The organism is Maritimimonas sp. 2405UD52-3 (assembly GCF_056591715.1).
On sequence record NZ_JBWQOL010000002.1, the window covers coordinates 652,639 to 673,880 of the forward strand.

General features: G+C 34.2%; 19 protein-coding genes. 9 read left to right on the plus strand and 10 right to left on the minus strand.

Annotation, left to right across the window (positions count from 1 at the left end; all coding sequences use genetic code 11):
* Positions 1–85: 85 nt before the first annotated feature.
* A complete protein-coding gene (gene nadE, locus AC1EU5_RS07240) occupies positions 86–874 on the plus strand; it encodes an NAD(+) synthase (protein WP_480191702.1) in 789 nt (262 codons plus the stop codon).
* On the opposite strand, the gene dnaG is transcribed toward nadE, so the two are convergent.
* The 7 genes from dnaG to AC1EU5_RS07275 form a co-directional block, all read right to left on the minus strand.
* A complete protein-coding gene (gene dnaG / locus AC1EU5_RS07245) occupies positions 871–2,835 on the minus strand; it encodes a DNA primase (protein WP_480191703.1) in 1,965 nt (654 codons plus the stop codon). The two genes, nadE and dnaG, sit on opposite strands and share 4 nt — an antisense overlap.
* A 6-nt stretch (positions 2,836–2,841) precedes the next feature.
* Positions 2,842–4,083, minus strand: coding sequence for an ATP-dependent Clp protease ATP-binding subunit ClpX (gene clpX / locus AC1EU5_RS07250; RefSeq protein WP_480191704.1), 1,242 nt, complete (start codon positions 4,081–4,083; stop codon positions 2,842–2,844).
* A 47-nt stretch (positions 4,084–4,130) separates the two neighbouring features.
* Positions 4,131–4,808: an ATP-dependent Clp endopeptidase proteolytic subunit ClpP gene (clpP, locus tag AC1EU5_RS07255; RefSeq protein WP_480191705.1), complete on the minus strand. Its 678-nt coding sequence runs from the start codon at positions 4,806–4,808 to the stop codon at positions 4,131–4,133.
* Between the two features lie 163 nt (positions 4,809–4,971).
* On the minus strand, positions 4,972–6,294 hold the full coding sequence (gene tig / locus AC1EU5_RS07260) for a trigger factor (protein WP_480191706.1): 1,323 nt from the start codon (positions 6,292–6,294) through the stop codon (positions 4,972–4,974).
* Between the two features lie 86 nt (positions 6,295–6,380).
* Positions 6,381–6,731, minus strand: coding sequence for a phage holin family protein (locus AC1EU5_RS07265; protein ID WP_480191707.1), 351 nt, complete (start codon positions 6,729–6,731; stop codon positions 6,381–6,383).
* A 49-nt stretch (positions 6,732–6,780) separates the two neighbouring features.
* Positions 6,781–7,551: an alpha/beta fold hydrolase gene (locus AC1EU5_RS07270; protein WP_480191708.1), complete on the minus strand. Its 771-nt coding sequence runs from the start codon at positions 7,549–7,551 to the stop codon at positions 6,781–6,783.
* Positions 7,551–8,276 (minus strand): pyridoxine 5'-phosphate synthase, encoded by a 726-nt coding sequence (locus tag AC1EU5_RS07275; protein WP_480191709.1) that lies wholly within the window; start codon positions 8,274–8,276, stop codon positions 7,551–7,553. Before AC1EU5_RS07275 ends, AC1EU5_RS07270 begins: the two co-directional genes overlap by 1 nt.
* A gap of 68 nt (positions 8,277–8,344) precedes the next feature.
* Here AC1EU5_RS07275 and AC1EU5_RS07280 point away from each other — a divergent pair, with 68 nt between their 5' ends.
* The 8 genes from AC1EU5_RS07280 to murI all read left to right on the plus strand — a co-directional run bounded on the left by AC1EU5_RS07280 (position 8,345) and on the right by murI (position 16,283).
* Positions 8,345–9,004 carry a CBS domain-containing protein gene (locus tag AC1EU5_RS07280; protein WP_480191710.1) on the plus strand — a complete coding sequence of 220 codons (660 nt, stop codon included), beginning with the start codon at positions 8,345–8,347 and terminating at the stop codon, positions 9,002–9,004.
* Positions 9,005–9,007: 3 nt separating this feature from the next.
* Positions 9,008–9,880 (plus strand): NAD kinase, encoded by an 873-nt coding sequence (locus tag AC1EU5_RS07285; RefSeq protein WP_480191711.1) that lies wholly within the window; start codon positions 9,008–9,010, stop codon positions 9,878–9,880.
* Between the two features lie 123 nt (positions 9,881–10,003).
* Positions 10,004–10,672: a type IX secretion system protein PorG gene (gene porG / locus AC1EU5_RS07290; protein WP_480191712.1), complete on the plus strand. Its 669-nt coding sequence runs from the start codon at positions 10,004–10,006 to the stop codon at positions 10,670–10,672.
* A 5-nt stretch (positions 10,673–10,677) separates the two neighbouring features.
* The gene (locus AC1EU5_RS07295; RefSeq protein ID WP_480191713.1) at positions 10,678–11,442 is read left to right on the plus strand and encodes an isoprenyl transferase; all 765 of its coding nucleotides are present in this window, start codon (positions 10,678–10,680) and stop codon (positions 11,440–11,442) included.
* Positions 11,423–14,017 carry an outer membrane protein assembly factor BamA gene (gene bamA, locus AC1EU5_RS07300; RefSeq protein WP_480191714.1) on the plus strand — a complete coding sequence of 865 codons (2,595 nt, stop codon included), beginning with the start codon at positions 11,423–11,425 and terminating at the stop codon, positions 14,015–14,017. The genes AC1EU5_RS07295 and bamA overlap by 20 nt, the downstream gene beginning before the upstream one ends.
* Before the next feature lie 65 nt (positions 14,018–14,082).
* Entirely contained in the window at positions 14,083–14,886 is an 804-nt protein-coding gene (locus tag AC1EU5_RS07305) for an OmpH/Skp family outer membrane protein (protein WP_480191715.1), read from the plus strand.
* Between the two features lie 35 nt (positions 14,887–14,921).
* A complete protein-coding gene (locus AC1EU5_RS07310) occupies positions 14,922–15,428 on the plus strand; it encodes an OmpH/Skp family outer membrane protein (protein ID WP_480191716.1) in 507 nt (168 codons plus the stop codon).
* Positions 15,429–15,491: 63 nt separating this feature from the next.
* On the plus strand, positions 15,492–16,283 hold the full coding sequence (gene murI / locus AC1EU5_RS07315; RefSeq protein WP_480191717.1) for a glutamate racemase: 792 nt from the start codon (positions 15,492–15,494) through the stop codon (positions 16,281–16,283).
* 19 nt (positions 16,284–16,302) lie between these two features.
* Here the strand turns inward: murI and AC1EU5_RS07320 are convergent, their stop codons facing one another.
* From AC1EU5_RS07320 to AC1EU5_RS07330, 3 genes are all read right to left on the minus strand, one after another.
* Positions 16,303–19,545 (minus strand): WD40/YVTN/BNR-like repeat-containing protein, encoded by a 3,243-nt coding sequence (locus tag AC1EU5_RS07320; RefSeq protein ID WP_480191718.1) that lies wholly within the window; start codon positions 19,543–19,545, stop codon positions 16,303–16,305.
* Between the two features lie 71 nt (positions 19,546–19,616).
* On the minus strand, positions 19,617–20,681 hold the full coding sequence (locus AC1EU5_RS07325) for an esterase-like activity of phytase family protein (protein ID WP_480191719.1): 1,065 nt from the start codon (positions 20,679–20,681) through the stop codon (positions 19,617–19,619).
* A 32-nt stretch (positions 20,682–20,713) separates the two neighbouring features.
* Positions 20,714–21,223: a gamma carbonic anhydrase family protein gene (locus AC1EU5_RS07330; RefSeq protein ID WP_480191720.1), complete on the minus strand. Its 510-nt coding sequence runs from the start codon at positions 21,221–21,223 to the stop codon at positions 20,714–20,716.
* Between the last annotated feature and the right edge of the window lie 19 nt (positions 21,224–21,242).

The following is a 21,242-nucleotide window of genomic DNA, read 5'->3' on the forward strand; positions in this document are numbered from 1 at the left end:
ATTAAGAGTTTATACATTCATTGGGATTTTTTGTATTTTCGTTATCCTTAAAAAACAAAGTACAAAACTACTAAATTGTTTCACAATGCAGACTGAAAAAGTAACAAAACACATCGTAAATTGGTTAAAGGACTATGCTACCAATGCCAAAGTAAAAGGATTCGTGGTTGGGGTTTCCGGTGGTATTGACTCGGCCGTTACATCTTCACTATGTGCCGAAACCGGATTTGATGTTTTGTGTTTAGAAATGCCCATACACCAAGGTATCAACCAGGTGAACAGAGCGCAAGAGCATATTGCACAATTAAAAGAGCACTATTCAAAAGTAAGCTCATTGAATATTGACCTTACAGATACTTTTGAGCAAATGAAAGCGGCTTTCCCGCAATCCTATTCTGAAAACGTTGAGATCTCATTAGCAAATACAAGATCACGATTACGGATGACCACCTTGTATTATTTAGCAGGTGTGCACGGCTATTTAGTATGTGGTACCGGTAATAAAGTAGAAGATTTTGGTGTAGGCTTTTATACCAAATATGGTGATGGCGGCGTAGATCTAAGCCCTATTGCTGATCTAATGAAATCTGAAGTATATGAAGTAGGCAAATACCTTAAGGTGTCTCAATCTATTTTGATTGCCAAACCCACTGATGGACTGTTTGGTGATAGTAGAACGGACGAGGATCAGATTGGTGCTTCATATGATGAATTAGAATGGGCTATGGCACAAGCTGATAAAGGTAAAACTGCTGATGATTTTGAAGGCAGGGAAAAACGAGTGCTAGAAATATATACCTGGCGACATAATGCCAACAAACATAAAATGGTACCTATACCGGTGTGTGAGATACCTGAGGAATTGAAAAACTAAACTACCCTATACAATTTCTCATATAATAATTTCTTTAGCGAAGTATAATTAACCACCATCTCTAGCATCGCCTGGCGCTCTTCTAGCTCTTCCGTTTCTGTTAAGAGTTCTTTGATCTTAAGTTCTATCAAAATCCTTCTGAGGTTTAAAATAGCATCCATCACCAATTTAGAAAGTCTAGCTTCTTTACCTGGAACAAAAATTCCTTTACGTTGCCAGTCACTGGTAGTATACCTCTCATCATCCATTAAAATATCAGATACCACCTGGCCTACTTCCGGGCTTTCATGATTGACAAATGTATCTAAATTAATAGCTTCATTTTGGTTTAATTGATGAATGGCTTCGTAATATATTTTCTTAAAAATAGCATTACTGAACTCTATTTCATCATCTTGTAAATGCAAATAAATTTCACTGGCTACTTTATTGGTATATTGTTCTTTTTGAATTTTGGTATGGCCTTCCTCGTCTTCTATTTCAACATAATCTACAAATTCCACTTCATGATTTCCGTAGAGCAATAAAATTTCAATGAGCTTTTTCTCTAACCGATTCAATTGATCAACCTTTTCAAGTTCCTTTTGTTGTTCAATTGTGGTCTTTACCACTTTAAAAGAAGAGCTTTGTTGTGCAGGTCTTTTAGAAGCTTCACGCAGTTCTTTTTTAGCTAACTGTGCTAGCTCACTAAATAGTACTTTTTCAGAAATATCCATAATACGTGAGCATTCCTGAATATAGATCTCACGTTGTATATTATTAGGAATCTTAGCGATGCTTTGCACAATATCTCGTATCAATCCGGCCTTTTTTACAGGATCGTTTTGTACCTCTTGCATCAATAATGAAACCTTAAACTGAATAAAGTCTTGTGCATTTTCTTTAAGGTAGTCTTGTAATTCCTGTAATGAATGTGCTTTGGCAAAACTATCGGGATCCTCGCCTTCTGGAAAAGCTACCACTTTTACATTCATGCCCTGCTCCAAAATAAGATCAATACCTCTTAAAGAAGCTCTAATACCAGCCGCATCGCCATCAAACAATACCGTAATATTTTGTGTTAAACGGCTTACCAATCGAATCTGCTCAGGAGTCAATGCTGTGCCAGAGGACGCCACTACATTCTTCACACCTTTTTGATAGAAGGAAATGACATCTGTATAACCCTCTACCAAGTAGCAATTATCTTCTTTAGCAATGGATTGTTTTGCAAAATAGATACCGTAGAGGATCTTACTTTTATGGTAAATATCACTTTCCGGAGAATTGAGATACTTTGCTGCCTTTTTTTCTGATGACAAGATTCTTCCTCCAAAACCCAGCACTCGACCACTCATAGAATGAATAGGAAACAGTACGCGTCCTTTAAAACGATCAAATTGCTTTCCTTCTTTTACTATTGTAAGACCTGTCTTTTCTAAAAATTCTAATTGATATCCTTTAGCAATAGCCTTATTGGTAAAAGCATCCCATTCATCTAAGGCATAGCCCAATTGAAATTCTTCAATAGTATCATCTGTAAAGCCGCGCTCTTTAAAATAGCTTAAACCAATGGCTTTTCCTTTTTGGGATTTTAATAAGATCTTGTGAAAGCAATCACGGGCATATTCAGAGACCAAATACATGCTTTCGCGCTCATTAGCCTGCTGTTTTTGCTCATCAGACTGTTCTGTCTCTTCTATTTCAATATTGTACTTTTTAGCCAGATATCGTATAGCCTCCGGATATGTATAATGCTCATGTTCCATTAAAAAGGAAATAACATTCCCTCCCTTACCAGAACTAAAATCTTTCCATATCTGCTTGACAGGGGATACCATAAAAGATGGTGTTTTCTCATCAGAAAAAGGGCTTAAGCCTTTAAAGTTGCTACCCGCTTTTTTGAGTTGTACAAAATCACCAATAACTTCTTCAACACGTGATGTTTCAAAGACTTTATCTATGGTATTCTTGGTAATCATGAAGAACTATGATACCGCTTTCAACTTGCTTAATGTAGATTTGGTAAGTTTACTTTCAGCGTACTTTTGAGTTACTTTCAATGTTTTTTCATCTGACCCTGGCAATTCAAACATAGCATCTGTTAAGATAGCCTCGCATAGTGAACGTAAGCCACGAGCTCCTAACTTGTACTCTACGGCCTTGTCAACAATATATTGTAAAGCTTTTTCATCAATATTAAATTTAATACCATCCATATCAAACAATTTTTCATACTGCTTGATAATGGCGTTCTTAGGTTCAGTAAGAATGGCTCTTAAGGTTCCAGCATCCAATGGGTTCATATAAGTCAAAACCGGAAGTCTACCTATGATCTCCGGAATCAAGCCAAAATCTTTTAAATCTTTAGGAACAATATATTGCAATAAATTATCCTCATCAACACGCTCTTCCTTTTTTGATGCACTATAGCCAACAGCTTGCATATTGAGTCTTTTACCAATAATTTTTTCAATACCATCAAAAGCACCTCCAGCAACAAATAAAATATTGCGAGTATCAACTTCTACAAATTTTTGATCAGGATGCTTTCTACCACCCTTTGGTGGCACATTTACAGTAGTACCTTCTAACAATTTTAATAGCGCCTGCTGAACTCCTTCACCGGAAACATCTCTGGTTATAGAAGGGTTATCACTTTTACGAGCTATTTTGTCAATCTCATCAATAAACACAATTCCTTTTTGTGCCTTTTGTACATTATAATCAGCTGCCTGCAACAAGCGTGTTAAAATAGTCTCTACATCTTCACCAACATAACCTGCTTCCGTCAATACAGTGGCGTCAACAATAGCAAAAGGAACATTCAACATTTTGGCAATGGTGCGCGCTAGTAATGTTTTACCCGTACCAGTTTCACCAACTAAAATGATGTTACTCTTTTCTATTTCAATTTCATCTTTTGTGGTAGATGGTTTTTGCAATAATCTTTTGTAGTGATTATATACAGCTACAGACATCACTTTCTTGGCCTCATGCTGACCTATGATATACTCATCTAAGAAATTTTTTATCTCAAGAGGTTTCTTTAAGATCAATTCTCCTGATAGCCCTGTGGCATCAGTCTCGGTAATCTCTTCTAATACTATACCATGTGCTTGCTCAATGCAACGATCGCAAATATGCGCATCTAACCCAGCAATGAGTAGGTTGGTTTCTGCCTTTTTTCTTCCACAAAATGAGCATTCTAGCTCTTCCTTCTTTGCCATTATCTATGGTTTATAGGTCTTTATAAAACTGTTGGTATTGATTTTTATTATTTATCGCGACTTAAAACTTCGTCTACCATACCATATTCTTTGGCTTCTTCAGCTTTCATCCAGTAATCTCTATCTGAATCATCATGTACCTTCTTTACTGATTGACCTGAATGTTTTGCAATGATTTGATAAAGTTCATCTTTTAGTTTTAAGATCTCGCGCGCGGTAATCTCTATATCAGATGCCTGGCCTTGTGCTCCACCTAATGGTTGGTGAATCATAATACGTGAATGTGGTAAAGCTGAACGTTTTCCTTTTTCTCCGGCACACATTAATACAGCAGCCATTGAAGCAGCCATACCCGTGCAGATAGTAGCTACATCAGGCTTTATGAATTGCATAGTATCATACATACCCAGGCCGGCATATACACTTCCTCCAGGTGAATTGATATATATAGAGATGTCTTTAGACGAGTCTACACTTTCTAAAAATAATAATTGTGCTTGTACAATATTAGCAACCTGATCATTAATGGCAGTGCCTAAAAAAATAATCCTATCCATCATTAAACGCGAGAACACATCAAAAATAGCAATGTTCATTTGGCGTTCTTCAATAATATTTGGGGTCAGGTTCATCGGGTACATAGCACTAATCATCTGATCATAATACAGACTATTGATTCCCTGGTGCTGTGTAGCATATTTTTTAAATTCTTCTGAGAAGTTCATTTAGTGTTTATGTATTTAAAGTTAAGACGGTAAATATACTAACTAAATTGCAATTAAAAGTAGTGGTTAACATCTACCATCTAGTTAAATATTTACCAATAAAAAAGCCTTAAATGTTGAATTCAAGGCCCTTTAAATTTTGTTTTATTCAGCGATAAAGCTTTTACTTATAAACCTCTTTCACAAAGTCATCAAAAGAAATTTCTTTTTCTTTCAGTTTTACATTTTCTTTAAAGAAATCTAATAATTTTTGACTCATTAACTGTTCTGATAATCGCTTAGCCTCATCTTGATTGCTTAAGACTCTACCTGCAATTTCATCAAGTTCTTTTTCTTCAGGGTTTGCATTACCAAACTGAGCCATTTGACTCTTTATAAAGCTTTTTGCGTACTCTTTCAAGTCTTCAAAAGACACTTGAATATTATGTTCTTTACTTAATTTATTTTCTATTAGTTGATAGCGCAAGCCTTTTTCAGAACGCTTAAACTCTTCAGCTGCTTCCTCTTCAGTCAATTGCTTTTCACCACCAACAGCTAACCATTTTTGTAAGAACTCACCTGGCAACTCAAATTTTGTATTTTCAATCAGGCTTTCTGTAACAGCATTCAACAACTGCTGGTCAGACTGTTGCTCAAACTGCTTTTCAGCATCCTCTTTTAGTTTGTCTCTGAACTCTTTTTCAGTCTTTACCAAATCCTTACCAAACAACTTATCAAATAATTCCTGATCTAACTTTGCTGGTTCTGTAGTTGAAGTTTCTTCTAAATTAAATTCAACTTCAATATCTAGACCATGAGCATCATCATGAGAAACTCCTAAATGCGTTTGTAACTTATGATCATCATCAAATAAACCTTTTGTCTTCAACTTGATTGCATCTCCTGCCTTAGCACCCAAGAATTTCTTTTGGTTTGACTTGCCTTTAACAACATCTAGTTTAAAGGTAGATTTCTTTTCTATCTCTTTTTCTTCATTTACAAAAGTACCTGTAATACTTGCTCCTTCAACAACTTCACTTTGCGAAATAATCTTACCATAACGCTCTTGGATGTTTTTGGTTTGATCATCAATCATTTTCTTATCAGCAACTATTTTATAACGCGTAATTGCTTTTTTAGGCTGTAAGTTAACTTTAAAATCAGGTGCTAAACCTAATTCAAACTCAAAAGAGAAAGTATCAGCTTCCCAAGAGAAGTCTTCTTGCATTTTAGGTAGTGGATTTCCAAGAATATCTAACTTCTCCTCCACTAAAAATTTACCTAAACTATCTTGCAATAATTTATTAACCTCATCAATCATTACTGGTTTTTCATATTGCTTTTTTACCAAGCTCATAGGAACTTTTCCTTTTCTAAAACCAGGAATATTAGCCTTCTTACGATAATCTTGCAAGATTTCACTTACCTTATCTTGATAATCGTCTTGAGTTATATCAATCTTTACAACTGCATTTAATTCGTCTATGTTCTCTTTTGTAATATTCATCTCTTCTTTATTTCTCTTCTTGAACTATTCTGTTATGCTTAAAGCGGGCGCAAAATTAGTAAAATTCTGTCATAAAACAACTTAGCTTAGCTCTGTTTTTTATCCTTTAACAGGGAATACAAAACCGATTGTAAAAATGACAATAACAGACTAAACAAAAGCGCATACCAAAACCCTGATACGTAAAAGCCATCTAAAATATAGCCAGCCAATAAAATAATACTAGCATTAACAACAAACAAAAACAATCCTAATGTCAAGATTGTTAAGGGTAGCGTGAACAAAATGATTAACGGTTTTACAAAAATCCTTAAAAAACCTAATGTAATCGCTACAAAAACAGCCGATAGATATCCATCTACTGTAATACCTGGCAATACCTGCGCTAAAATTACTACTGCTATAGCGGTGAGTAATATTCGTAATAAAATTTTCATTCTTAATTGATTAATTCAATAAACAGCACTCTATAAGCATGCCAAATTGCTATTTTTCGAGAAAGCTGACAACTTCGTTATAAAAGTCGCTTGGATTTTCAGCGTGTAACCAATGTCCTGCATTTTTGACAGTTACAATCTTTGAATTTGGAAAGTGCACTTGAATAAGATTTCTATCATTATCATCTATATACCCTGAATTTTCACCTCTTAAGAATAGTGTCTTCCCTTCAAATGAGGTAAAAGATGGTAAAGCAACACCTATTTCATCATAATTTTTGGTTAATGATTTTAGATTAAATCGATATCCAAATTCATCTTTAGAAACCCTGTAGACATTTTTCATCAAGAATTGACGTACTCCTATTTCTGACACATAATCACTTAATATATTTTCTATATCATTTCTAGAATTTACCTCAGAAAAATTCACTGCATTTAGTCCGTCTAAAATATCCTGATGATGTGCTGAGTAGTATCTTGGACCAATATCTGCTATCAATAATTTCTCTACTTTTTCAGGATATGCTACCGCAAAAAACATGGCTGCTTTTCCACCCATTGAATGACCAATAAGGTTTATATTTTCTAAGTTATGGTGTTCTAGGTAATGCAATAAATCTTCCACCAAAACATCATAGTTAAACTCTTCTTTATGAAAACTTCTTCCATGATTACGTTGATCTATCAAATGTACTTCATAGCCATTTTCAGCAAATTGGTTTCCTAAAGTTTTCCAATTGTCGCCCATACCCAAAAAGCCATGCAAGATTAGCAAAGGACTTCCTTCTCCCAATATCTTTGAATGTAAAACTTCCATTAATTGTGCTTAATTTCTAACTTATGCAGATACATGTTTACTACATTCTGCAATCCATAATATAAAGATTCAGAAATTAAAGCATGACCAATAGAAACTTCCAAAAGGTTTGGAATCTCTTTAGCAAAAAACTGAATATTATCTAAACTTAAATCATGGCCTGCATTTATTCCTAAACCTAGTTCTGATGCCAATTTTGCACTATCTATATATGAATTTATAGCATCATTATTTCCCAAGCCATATTGGGTAGCAAATTCTTCAGTATATAATTCTATGCGATCTGCACCTACTTTTTTAGCGCCTTCAATAAAAGCAGGAACATTCTCCATAAAAATCGATGTTCTTATCCCACTTCTTTTAAATTCTTGAATTACCTCTGTCAAAAATGCTTCATTCTTAACAGTATCCCATCCGGCATTTGAAGTGATAGCATCTATAGCATCTGGTACTAAGGTAACCTGAGTGGGTTTTATCTCTAAAACGAGATCAATAAATTTTTTTATGGGATTTCCTTCTATATTGAATTCGGTTGTGACTATTGGTTTCAAATCATAAGCATCTTGATATTTGATATGTCGCTCATCGGGTCTTGGGTGAATTGTAATACCCTGTGCTCCAAATTCCTGTAAGTCAATAGCGCATAGCATCAAATTAGGCACATCACCACCTCTAGAATTTCTTAACGTGGCTATCTTATTTATATTTACACTTAATTTTGTCATTCAATAGTTATTTCAAGTCACAAAAATAGTGCTTTTGTATCTTTATTTTAATTATTTTGCAGCCCCTTATGCAAACATCAGATTACATAGCTAAAGACGTTAATGCCCTCTCTTTAAATGATACTATAGAAAAAGCTCAAAAGCTTTTTGAACACCTTACGTTCACACACTTGCCTGTTGTAGAAAACAATGTTTATTTAGGTGCCATAGCCGAAGAAGATGTACAATTTATAGAGGATGTAGATTCTAAAATTGATGCATATAAGTATTTGTTTCATTCTTTTTTTGCACAAAAAAGCACCAACTGGTTTGAATTATTAAAAGATTTTGCTGTGAATGAAACAAATATCATTCCTGTTCTTGATGAAAAAAAACAATATGCTGGGTATTTTGAACTTCCTGACATCTTGAATATATTTAATAACACTCCTTTTTTGAATGAATCTGGAGCTATTTTAGTGGTTTCAAAACCCATTCGAGATTATTCCTTTAGCGAAATCTCTCAAATTGTTGAATCTAATAATGGCAAACTGCTGGGGGCGTTTATATCATCAGTTGAAAGTGAAGTTGCAGAAATTACCTTAAAATTAAATGATGTTGATCTCAATAATACGATACAATCATTTAGAAGATACGAATACACTATCATTACTGGTATTCATGAAGATGAATATTTGAATAATCTAAAGGAACGTTCAGAATATCTTCAAAAATATTTAAACATATAGATCATGAAAGTTGCAATTTATGGTCAATCTTATAGAAGTGAAGCTTTAGAATACATAAATGTACTTTTAAATAATCTCACTAAGCATAATATAAAAATATTTGTAGAAAAAAAATTCTCTGAATTTATTGAATCAAGTACCTCTTTTAATACATATTCTACTTATTCAGATTTAGACTCTTCGTTTGATTTGATGCTTACTATTGGAGGTGACGGTACTTTTTTACGCGCCGTTACTTATGTAAGAGATTTAAACATTCCTATTTTAGGAATTAATACTGGTAGACTTGGTTTTTTGGCAACTATTCAGAAAGAAGATATTGGCAGTTCATTAGAGATGATCCTTTCAAAACAGTATTCTATAAAGGAAAGGGCTCTGCTTGAAGTTAATACCACTGCTAAAATTGATGAGTTAAACGAGATAAATTTTGCGCTCAATGAAGTTACGGTAGCTAGAAGAAATACTACGTCTATGGTAACAATTGAAACTTCTTTAGATGATGAATATCTAACATCTTACTGGGCAGATGGACTAATTGTTTCAACCCCTACTGGCTCAACAGGATATTCTTTGAGTTGCGGTGGACCTGTAATTGCACCACAGGCCAAGAGTTTAGTCTTAACACCTATTGCACCACATAATTTAAACGCGCGTCCATTAGTTATTCAAGATGAAACTATTATTAAATTAAGAATTTCTGGAAGAGAGAAGCAAGTATTACTTTCGTTGGATTCAAGAATAGCGGTCATAGATAATGATACTGAAGTAACCATCAAAAAAGCACCTTTTACTATAAAAACCATTCAATTAAAAAATCAAACTTTTTTGAAGACCTTACGTGAGAAATTATTATGGGGTGAAGATAGGCGTAATTGAATAATCTTAACAACTTAACAGCTTTTTTTACAATAAATTACTATAAATTCTGTTTATCAAAAAAGACCCTCTAAAACTACCCAAACTAACAGATTTATTTATATTTGCAAACCCATTTTTAAAATGAGAAAACTTTTTTTTGCCATATCTTTTTTGATCTGTATCAGCACTTCATACGCGCAATTGTATGAAGGAGGACTGTTTATTGGTGGTAGTAATTACATAGGAGATATAGGATCTACCAATTATATAAACCCTAACAGGTTGGCAATTGGTGGAGTCGCCAAATGGAATTGGACACCTAGAATTGCCGTTAGAGGAACGTTTATGTACAGTAGAATATTTGCAGACGATAGTAAATCTAATAGTACTTTTAGACAAAATAGAGGTAGAAGCTTTGCTAATAATTTAGTAGAAGGCGCTTTGGGTATAGAATTTAGCTTTTTTAAATATAATCTTGCAAAAACAGGTTATACCCACACTCCTTATATCATTGCCCAAGTGGGTATGGCAAACTATACTATTGTATCTCCGACCATAAGTGACAGTAAACGCTTTTCCACTCTAGTATTACCATTTGGTTTAGGGTATAAATTTAAACTTGCCGAAAATATAGGAATGGCAATTGAATCATCTGTTAGATATACATTTAATGATAATTTAGATTATAATAACGAGTTCATTACTGGCCTTTCATTTGGTAATCCTAACAGCGATGATTGGTATGTATTTACCGGAATTTCCATTGTGTATGCATTCGGTCGGCCAGGTTGCTATACTGGTGTCTTTTAATTTTCATGGATTTAAAATCAAAAATACATACAAGCCACTTACCTAAACATGTTGCCGTTATTATGGATGGTAATGGGCGATGGGCTAAGAAAAAGGGCATGGCACGTGTTTTTGGACATAAAAATGGGGTGAAAGCTGTACGTGAAACTGTAGAAGCAGCGGCGGAAATTAACATTAAGGCACTAACACTGTATGCATTTTCAACTGAAAATTGGAATCGTCCTAAAATAGAGGTTGAAACTCTAATGAGTTTATTGGTTAGTTCTTTAAGAAAAGAGCTGAAAACGCTTCAAGATAATAATATCAAATTACAAGCAATTGGAAGGATAGAAAACCTTCCAAAAAAAGCTCAAAAGGAGCTTCAGGAAGTCATAGATATTACTAAGAATAATGATCATATGACCCTAAATCTAGCATTAAGTTATGGTTCACGTGAAGAAATTGTTAATGCTATCAAAAAAATATCTAAAAAAGTTGTTAATAACCAACTTTTGACGGAAGAAATTAATGAAAAAATTATAAATAATCATTTATATACATTTACTTTGCCCGACGTTGATTTTTTGATACGTACCAGCGGCGAAAAGCGCATAAGTAACTTCCTTTTATGGCAGATTGCATATGCTGAATTATACTTTACTGAAGTACTTTGGCCCGATTTTAGAAAAGAGCATTTTTTTGAAGCAATCATAGACTATCAAAATAGAGAAAGACGTTTCGGAAAAACGAGTGAACAATTACAAAGTAAGCATGAACAAACTAAAAATTAGCCTATTATTTTTAAGTTTTACTTTAGCCCTACATCCTGCTAAAGCTCAAGAAACAACCATACAAAAAGATACTATCTCCTCTACTCCAAAAGACACGATAGCTCCTATTTTAAAAGACACTATTCCACCAAAAGTTGATCTTCTTACTAAAGATCAATTCAAGGGTACTAAAACCTATATTTTAGGTGGTATTTCTGTAAAAGGCAATCAACAATTCAGTGAACAATCCATAACTGTTTTTTCTGAACTGACCGTAGGACAGCCTATTAAAATTCCTGGTGATAAGTTGACTTCCGCTATAAAAAAGTTATGGAATTCTAAGCTTTTCAGTAATGTAGATGCTTACGCAACTAAAATTGATGGAGAAACCATTTATTTAGAGTTTGAAGTGAAGGAATTATCAAAATTAAGTTCTGTTACAATTCAAGGAATAAAAAAGAATAAAGCAGAAGATATACAAAAAGAAACAGAATTTAAGCAAGGTGCAAGACTTACTGAAAACCTTTTAACCACTACTAAAAATTATATTGCAAAAAAATATATAGATAAAGGGTTTTTAAAAGCCAAAGTTACCATTGACACCAAAATTGACACTACAGCTAATAATTCAGAAAAAGCTTTGGTTGTTGTTGATAGAGGTAAGAAAATTAAAATCAAAAATTTACGTTTTCATGGCAATGAAGCTTTCAAAACTGGCAAACTAAAAAAATTGCTAAAAAAAACCAAGCAAAAAAATCTTTTACATGTATTTAAACCATCAAAGTATATTGAAGAAAAGTATACAGAGGATCTAGAAAATATGGTAAATAAGTACCGTGAAAAAGGGTACCGAGATGCACAAGTTTTAAAAGATTCTATTTCATGGAATGAAGACAATACAATTAACCTTGACATATTTTTGAATGAAGGTAACAGGTATTATTTTGGAGATATCCGATTTTTAGGAAATTCAGTTTATACTGATCAACAACTAAAAGACTTTTTATTACTTGAAAAAGGTGATATTTACGATAGTAAATTATTAAATGAACGAGTTAAAGGAGATGGTTCTCCAGATTCTCAAGATATTACTAATACATATTTAAATAATGGGTATTTATTCAGCAGCGTTACTCCTGTAGAAACTAATGTTGAGAATGATACAATAGACATTGAAATAAGAATTCGTGAAGATGATCCCGCCACTATTCGTAAAGTAACCCTTACAGGTAATGAAGTGACAAATGATCATGTGTTAATGCGTGAAATTAGAACACGCCCTGGACAATTATTTAGTAGACAAAATATTATTCGTACAATACGTGAAATTGGGCAATTACCATATATTGATCCTGAAAATATTGTGCCAGATGTACAACCAAACTATACAGATAAAACTGTTGATATAGCTTATTCCATTGCAGAAAAAGGGGCAAGTCAAATTGAATTACAAGGTGGTTTTGGTGGGGGTACTTTTGTAGGTACGCTAGGGCTGTCATTTAGTAATTTCTCTGTGAAAAATTTATTTAAAGGTTCTGAATATAGGCCTGTACCAAGAGGTGATGGTCAAACTGTTTCGCTAAGAGCACAAGCCAGCCGCTTTTCAAGCACCTATAGTTTATCATTTACTGAACCTTGGTTAGGTGGTAAAAAACCCAGAGCTTTATCTTTCTCAATATATAACTCAAGTCAATTTAATTTTAATCCTATCACAAGAGATGTTGACAGAGATCAAAGACTTAATATATTAGGCGCAAGTATTGGTATTAGTCAACGTTTAAGATGGCCTGACGATTATTTCACACTTTCCACATCGTTAAGCTATCAGAGGTTTAAATTAAAAAACTTCTTCTTAAGTACGTTAAACTTTGGTAATGGCACCTCAAATAACTTAAACTTGTCTGTCAATTTTGGTAGAAATTCTGCAGGTCCAAACCCAATTTTTCCAACAACTGGATCTCAGTTTAATATTGGTGTAAAATTGACTCCTCCTTATTCTTCTTTTAGTGATACCGATTATAGTGAGGCCACAGAAGAAGAAAGGTTAGAATTATTGGAGTTCTATAAATTTAATTTTTCAGGTAAATGGTACAATGCTATAGCTGGTCGCTCTGGTAGTCAGCTTGTGCTGTATTCTGGTGTTGAATTTGGATTTTTAGGAGATTATAACAACGGTAAAGGCCTATCACCCTTTGAGCGTTTTTATTTAGGAGGCGATGGTTTAGGGCAAGGACAATTTGATGGAAGACAAAATATTGCTTTAAGAGGGTATCAAAACTCTAGTTTGTCAATAGATGAAAATACTGGTACTGCTGTTGGTAGTGCGGTTTATAATAAGGTTGTTTTTGAACTTAGATACCCTTTAACATTAAAACCATCGGCATCAATATATGCACTAGGCTTTGCCGAAGCTGGTAATGCAGCTAATAGCATTAAGAATTTTGAACCTTTTAAACTCAGACGTTCTATCGGTGCTGGTGTACGTATCTTTATGCCTGCTTTTGGATTGTTGGGTATTGATTTTGCAAAAGGTTTTGACACAGATCAATTTGTACAAGGTCAATCTGTACATTTTATTATTGGGCAACAGTTCTAACGAAATTAGTACATTTGCAAACATTTAGCTTTTTGGCACGGTTTTTTCTAAATACTCATTATATCATGACACGTAAGATATTATTTTTGGTTGCTATGTTTTTCATTAACATGTTAGTAGCTCAAAAACCACAAAAGATTGCGTATATAGATATGGAGTATATTTTGGAAAATGTTCCCGAATATACAGAGGCTCAAAGTCGTTTAAATGAACGTGTGAAATCTTGGCAAAAACGTTTGGATAATTTGAAACGCGAGATTGAAGTAATGAAAACGGATTTAAGTAATGAAAAAGCATTGCTTACTGACGATTTAATTGAAGAGCGAGAAGAAGATATTGAAATTAAAGAATTGGATTTAACTAATATGCAAGCAGGTTATTTTGGTCCTAGCGGCGACTTGTATATGTTACGTAAGCAATTAGTACAACCAGTTCAAGATCAAATTTACAATGCTGTTCAAGAAATAGCAGTGCAAAAAAAGTATGATATGGTATTAGACAAATCAAGTGATTTGATCATGTTATATACCAATAAAAAATATGATGTAAGTGAGCTTGTATTAAATAAGATTGTTAAAGGAAGAAAGCAAAAAGCATTGGTTGAAAAGCGTATTGAAAAAACAGAAGCTGTTAAAGCTAAAGAAGAACAATTAAAAATAAAGGCTGATGAAAAAGCAACTAGAAATGCAGCTCTAAAACAACGCATAAAAGAACAGAATGAAGCAAGAGCTAAACGAAGAGAAGAACTAAAAAAGGCAGCAGAAGAAAAACGTAAAAAGCGTTTAGAAGAAATAGAAAGACGAAGAAAAGAACGCGAAGAGAGATTGAAAGCTGCTACAGAGAAAAAGAAAGACACAATAAATAATTAAACAATAACAGAAATTAATATTAACATTTAAGACAGATGAAATTTTTTACAAAACTACTATTAGCAAGTGTACTATTTTTAGGATTTATGTCGGTGGATGCACAGACAAAAGTAGGACATATAAACACTCAGGAGTTAATTGCGGCAATGCCTGAAACTAAGCAAATGCAGGAGGAACTGAAAAAAGTTGCTCAAGCTTACGATACTGAATACAAGTCACAAACAAGTTCTTTACAGGCTAAGTTGCAAAAATATGATGCAGAAGCAGCAACACAAACTGATACTGAAAATCAAAAGCGAGCTTCTGAAGTACAAGAATTACAAAAGAAATTGCAAGTTTATGCGCAAACAGCTCAACAAGAGTTGGCAAAAAAGGAGATAGACTTATACAAGCCTATTAGTGAAAAAGCTGAAACAGCAATCAAAACAGTTGCAAAAGAAAAAGGATTGCAATATGTATTTGATTCTTCACCGGGTAAAGGCTTGATTGTTTTTGATGGCGAAGACCTATTAGCTTCAGTGAAAGCCAAGTTAGGTATCTAAAAAACTGAAACAATAGTTGAAGATAAAATCCCACATGTAGTGGGATTTTTTATTTTTGTAAAAATGACCAAAGATCAACCCATAGGTGTATTTGATTCAGGCGTAGGTGGTATTTCTATTTGGAAAGAAATTACAGTGCTTTTGTCTAACGAGAGTACAATTTACCTTGCAGATAGCAAAAATGCTCCTTATGGACAAAAATCTAAAGAAAAAATTATTGAGTTCAGCGCAAAGAATACTGAGCTTCTGCTATCTAAAGGTGCTAAAATAATTGTTGTAGCATGTAACACTGCTACTACCAATGCTATTTCTTACTTACGCAAAAAATATCAAGTACCCTTTATAGGTATAGAACCCGCAATTAAACCAGCAGCACTTCAAACCAAAACAAATGCTATTGGTATTTTAGCTACCAAAGGTACGTTAGCAAGTGATCTTTTTCATACAACCTCAACAAAATTTGCCTCCCATATCAAAGTCATCGAGCAGATAGGAGAAGGATTGGTACCTCTAATTGAATCTGGTAAGATAAACTCTGGTGAAATGGAGGATTTATTGCGGACATATTTACAACCTATGCTGGAGCAGCATATAGACTATCTGGTGTTAGGCTGCAGTCATTACCCGTTTTTGATACCAAAAATCAAAGAAATAGTGGGAAATAATGTGACTATTATAGATTCAGGACAAGCTGTTGCTAAACAAACTAAAAATATTCTTCAAAAATCAGATTTACTCAATAATTCAAATATTCAACCAAATCATGAATTATTTAGTAATGTTGATATAAGTATTTTAAGTAATATTCTCAAAGATGTAAAATCTAACTATTCTATCGAAAATTTAGATTTTTAAATATTTAATATTCTCACAACTAATTCTTTAGCAGCCCTTGTCCTTCAATATATGGTGCTCCAACAGCTTTTAATTGTTTTTCTAGATCAGGAATCTTAGTCTCAACAATTCCTTTTAAATCAGATGTAATTTTATATAAAATCTTATTCGCTTTCCCTAGTGTAGTTTTATGCATTTCTGTTGGCCCATAAGTCGATGATGCCAATGCTGCTTTTAATATAAAAATCACATCCTTAGGGCTTGGATTGTTCTTCTCTCCTATCTCATTTTTAGCTTTATTACCATTAAGCGCATTATCCAATTTTGAAAGCGCTTTACCTTGTTCATAAATTTGTTTAGCCAGTTCAGGTGAAGAGTTTTTGGATTTTTGCAGGGCCCGTTGCATGGCATCTACTTTTAAAAGTGATCTGGATAGTGTTTGACTTGTAGCATTTAAATTTTGTTCAAATTCATGATAACTATCTACGAAATTATTAATCTCATCATAAGAAGTTCCTTTTAGATGTCCTTCCCTTAGCGGCACTACCTTAAACGGTTTTGCCGGTGACAATTCAATCAATTTCCCATCCACTAATTTTAAAAGCGTCACTGTATAATCACCAGGTGTTGCCATAATATTAAAATTAAAATATTCATCAACCGGTTTAGGGGGCTCAAGCTTTTCTCCTATTCGTTCAGCCACATCTAACTTCCAATTCACCCGGTTGAATCCCTTTTTATTGGTTCCCTTAACTGTATTGACTGTTTCACCCTTCTTGTCTTTGATAATTAATAAAATCTCTGGTTTTTGTTGTCTTTTTTCTGCATCTAAGGCATCCCAACCCGGAAAATTTGTTGTACCCGTTTTCTTTTCGCCTTCCTTACGCAGTTCTTCTAAAGACATCACTTTATCTGATAAATAATAGGTAAACACAGATCCAAAAGGAGGATTAGGGGCTAAATATTTATCATTACCCTGTCCATAAATCTCTGGTTTTTCAACATACCAATAGGCGGGTTTTACATCAAATAGAGTTGCTTCAGCTTTTGCTTCATTTATACCAAAATTCCTAATAGCCGACATATCATCTAATACAAAAAACCCTCTTCCAAAGGACGCTGCTATTAGGTCATTTTCTCTACGTTGAATGGTAATATCCCGTATTGCTATTGGTGGTATCCCTCCTTTTAACTTTATCCACTTTCTACCTCCATCATTAGTGAAATACACTCCAAATTCTGTAGCCGCAAATAGTAAATCCTTTTTAATATGATCTTGAACCAAGCGCCAAGTCAATAGGCGCTTAGGTAGATTACCATTTATGGATGACCAAGTTTTTCCTTTGTCATTGCTTTTAATCAGGTACGGTTTAAAATCACCATACTTGTGGTTATCAAGAGCAGCATACACCACATTAGCATCAAAAAGATCTGCTCGTATATCATTTATAAAAGCCCTGGCAGGGACTCCTTTTATACTTCCTGTTTCGATTTTACGCCAATTCTGCCCTCCATTTTCCGTAACCTGAATAATACCGTCGTCCGTCCCTGCATAGATCAATCCTTCTTGCTTTGGTGATTCAGCCAATGAAGTAATCGTATTATAATTAGACATTGCAAGTACGTCCCATGCATTGTCATAACTTTGCTGTTTCCCCATAATTGGTAATGCCAAACGTGTTTCGTTTCTAGTAAGATCGTTAGAAACAGCCGTCCAAGAATCACCTCGGTTTTCAGATTTCCAGACCCGTTGTGAAGCAAAATATAAGCGTTCAGATTTATGCGGACTTACCAGAATAGGCGCATCCCAATTATAGCGCTCATAGGGATCATTTTCATTGGGTTGTGGTTGAATAAATACTGTTTCTCCTGTTGTTTGGTCTATGCGCCATAACCAGCCTTCTTGAAATTCACCATAAGTAATATTCGGATTACCGGGTTCTGTAGCTGACTGATGTCCATCTGCAGAAAGTGTAATCCACCAATCTTCATTGGCAATTCCTGAAGCTTTTGTTGTTCTAGATGGCCCACCGTGTGAGCCATTATCTTGTGTGCCACCATAGATTTTGTAAAATGGTGCTGAATCATCTACAGCTACCTTGTAATATTGAGTTACAGGAAGATTATCAATATATTTCCATGACTTAGTGAGGTCAAATGTTTCATAAAGTCCTCCATCAGTTCCAAATAACAAATAATTAGGGTCAGATTTTTTAAAGGCAAGTGCATGACTATCAACATGTTTTTTCTTTTCATTCATTGGATAAAACCTCTTACCATGATTGTCAGAAACCTGTACCGTGTTGCTCATTAAAAATAACTTGCCTTCATGATGTGGAGACGCATAGAGTTCCTGATAATAATGTGGACCTGTTCCACCAGAAATTGCATCTGATTGCTTAACCCAAGAGGCGCCACCATTGCTTGACATATACAAACCTCCTTTTCTCCTATCTAGTTCTAATGCTGCATATATCACTTCATTATTAAAAGGAGATATGGCCAATCCCGTTTTACCAAGGTTCGATTTCGGAATACCTGTTGTTAACTTTGTCCAGGTTTCACCTCCATCGGTACTTTTGTGTAATGCAGACTCTGGACCACCGCCCATATACGCAGCTACAGTTCTATGACGTTGCCAAGTTGCCGCATATAAAATATCTGGATTTGTATAATCTATAACAACATCTGTAACTCCCGTCCATTGATCATCACCCAAAGTCTTCTTCCAAGTTTGACCGCCATCTATAGATTTATATAAGCCACGTTCTCCACCTTTACTCCAAAGTGGTCCTTGTACAGCTACCCAAATAATATTTGAATCTTGTGGATGAACAATAATTTTTGAAATATGCTCTGAGTTTTTCAGCCCCATATTTTTCCATGTTTGGCCATCATCATAACTCACATAAATGCCATCACCAAAGCCTACATGACGCCCACCAACATTTTCACCTGTTCCTACCCAAATAGTATGAGAATTATTAGGATCAATTGTGATGCAGCCAATAGAATAACTTGTCTGTTCATCAAAAATGGGATTCCAAGTTGTACCTGAGTTAGTAGTTTTCCAAACGCCTCCTGAACCCACGGCCACATACCATATATTTTCATTTTTAGGATGAATGGCAATATCAGCTATACGTCCAGATGTTAACGCCGGCCCAAGACTTCTGAACTTAAGACCTTTAAAAGTATCTTCATTAATTTGTTGTGCCTGAACTGAAACTACAATACTTGATAAAACCATACCAAGCATTAGTATTTTGGATAGAATTTTCATTTGAATTAAAGGGGTTATTGCTTCCTGAGGAAGTTAAGTTAATTGCTAAGCAATTTACGGAAATTTAAACACTATTTTTCGATCAATTCCATTAAAATGAATTGATTCAATCGATTACCTTGCTTATTAAAATCATTATCAACTATTAATACCAGTGATTGGTTTCCACTTGGTAACTGAGGGCCAAAAGTAATGCCCTCAACATTATCTATCATTTCATTTGTCAACTGATCTCTTACCAATTCAAAATCAAAAAGTAGTTCTTTCTCAACCGGAATATAATTCGCATCTCTTAGATTTTCAAAATCTAGCGTATTTGTTGCCCTACTAATATCAATAGCATAAATCTTAATATCGTTACCATTCGTTCCATGGCCCGATGAAAAACTACGTTCTATAACTAGAAATTTATTGGGCTCATAAGCGAGCAAATCAGTAACACCATTTACAGCAAAATTACCCAATGGAACTTTTGAAATTTTATCTAGTTGATAGATAACTTGTTTCTCAGCTTTACCAGATTCCTTATTGATATAAGTCATACGAACAGGAGAATCAGCTTCAGTTGATGTTGGTGCAATTCCATCAGCTTCTAAAGGCAACTCAGTAATGACCCAATAGCCCTTTTGATCATAACTTCTGGTTAAACCTTCAAAAACTCCATTATTTCTAGGCTTTTGAGAACTTGTTGCCTCGAAATAGCTAGGCAACTCAAAGTGATTTAAGGATTCTCCTTTGAGATTTACAGAAAATACAGTTGGATCTTTATTTTCTCTTATCAATCCCTCAGAGCTAAGTACTATTAAATTGTCATTTTCAAAAAGAATAGACTCAAGATCAAAATACCAAGTGCTGTCCTTAACAGTTACTACTTTTTTAAAAGTAACATGCTGTATTTTGTTGCTTTTAATATTAATATTAGCTTCATAAAATCTGGGGTTCTTAGCATCATCACACACAATGTAATAGGTGTCATTTTTATAGTCAATCCCTGACAATCCTCCCACAAGAGTATCGTCAATCAATAAACTATCTGACAAAATATATTCATCGAGAAATCTGAGTTGAACTGTTTGTTGTTGCCTTTGGCAACTATTAAAAAATAATATTGAAAGTAAAATTAATACATTCTTCATTACATCCCTAAACTCCCCTCAAGGGGACAATTTTATTCTTTATACCAACTTGAGTATTTTACATAATTATTAGCAATTCTATCAATCTCGCCAGACACTAATTCGGGAGAAATATCTTTAATTCTTTTTGCTGGCATTCCAGCATATATGGTTCCAGATGCAACTATCGTTCCTTTGGTTACAACAGCTCCAGCAGCAATTATAGAATTACTTTCAATTACACAATCATCCATGACTATAGCACCCATACCGATCAATACATTATCATGAATGGTACATCCATGTACAATAGCATTATGGCCAATGGACACATTATTACCGATAGTTGTGGGGCTTTTTTGATAGGTACAATGAATAGTGGCATTATCTTGTACATTAACCTTATTACCCATCTTTATATAATGTACGTCACCACGAATAACTGCACTGTACCAAATACTACATTGATCACCCATTTTAACATCACCAACAATCACGGCCGTTTCTGCTATAAAGCAATCTTGGCCAATTTGAGGTTCTTTACCATTAAGTTCTTTTATCATTAATTCAACTATAATGAGA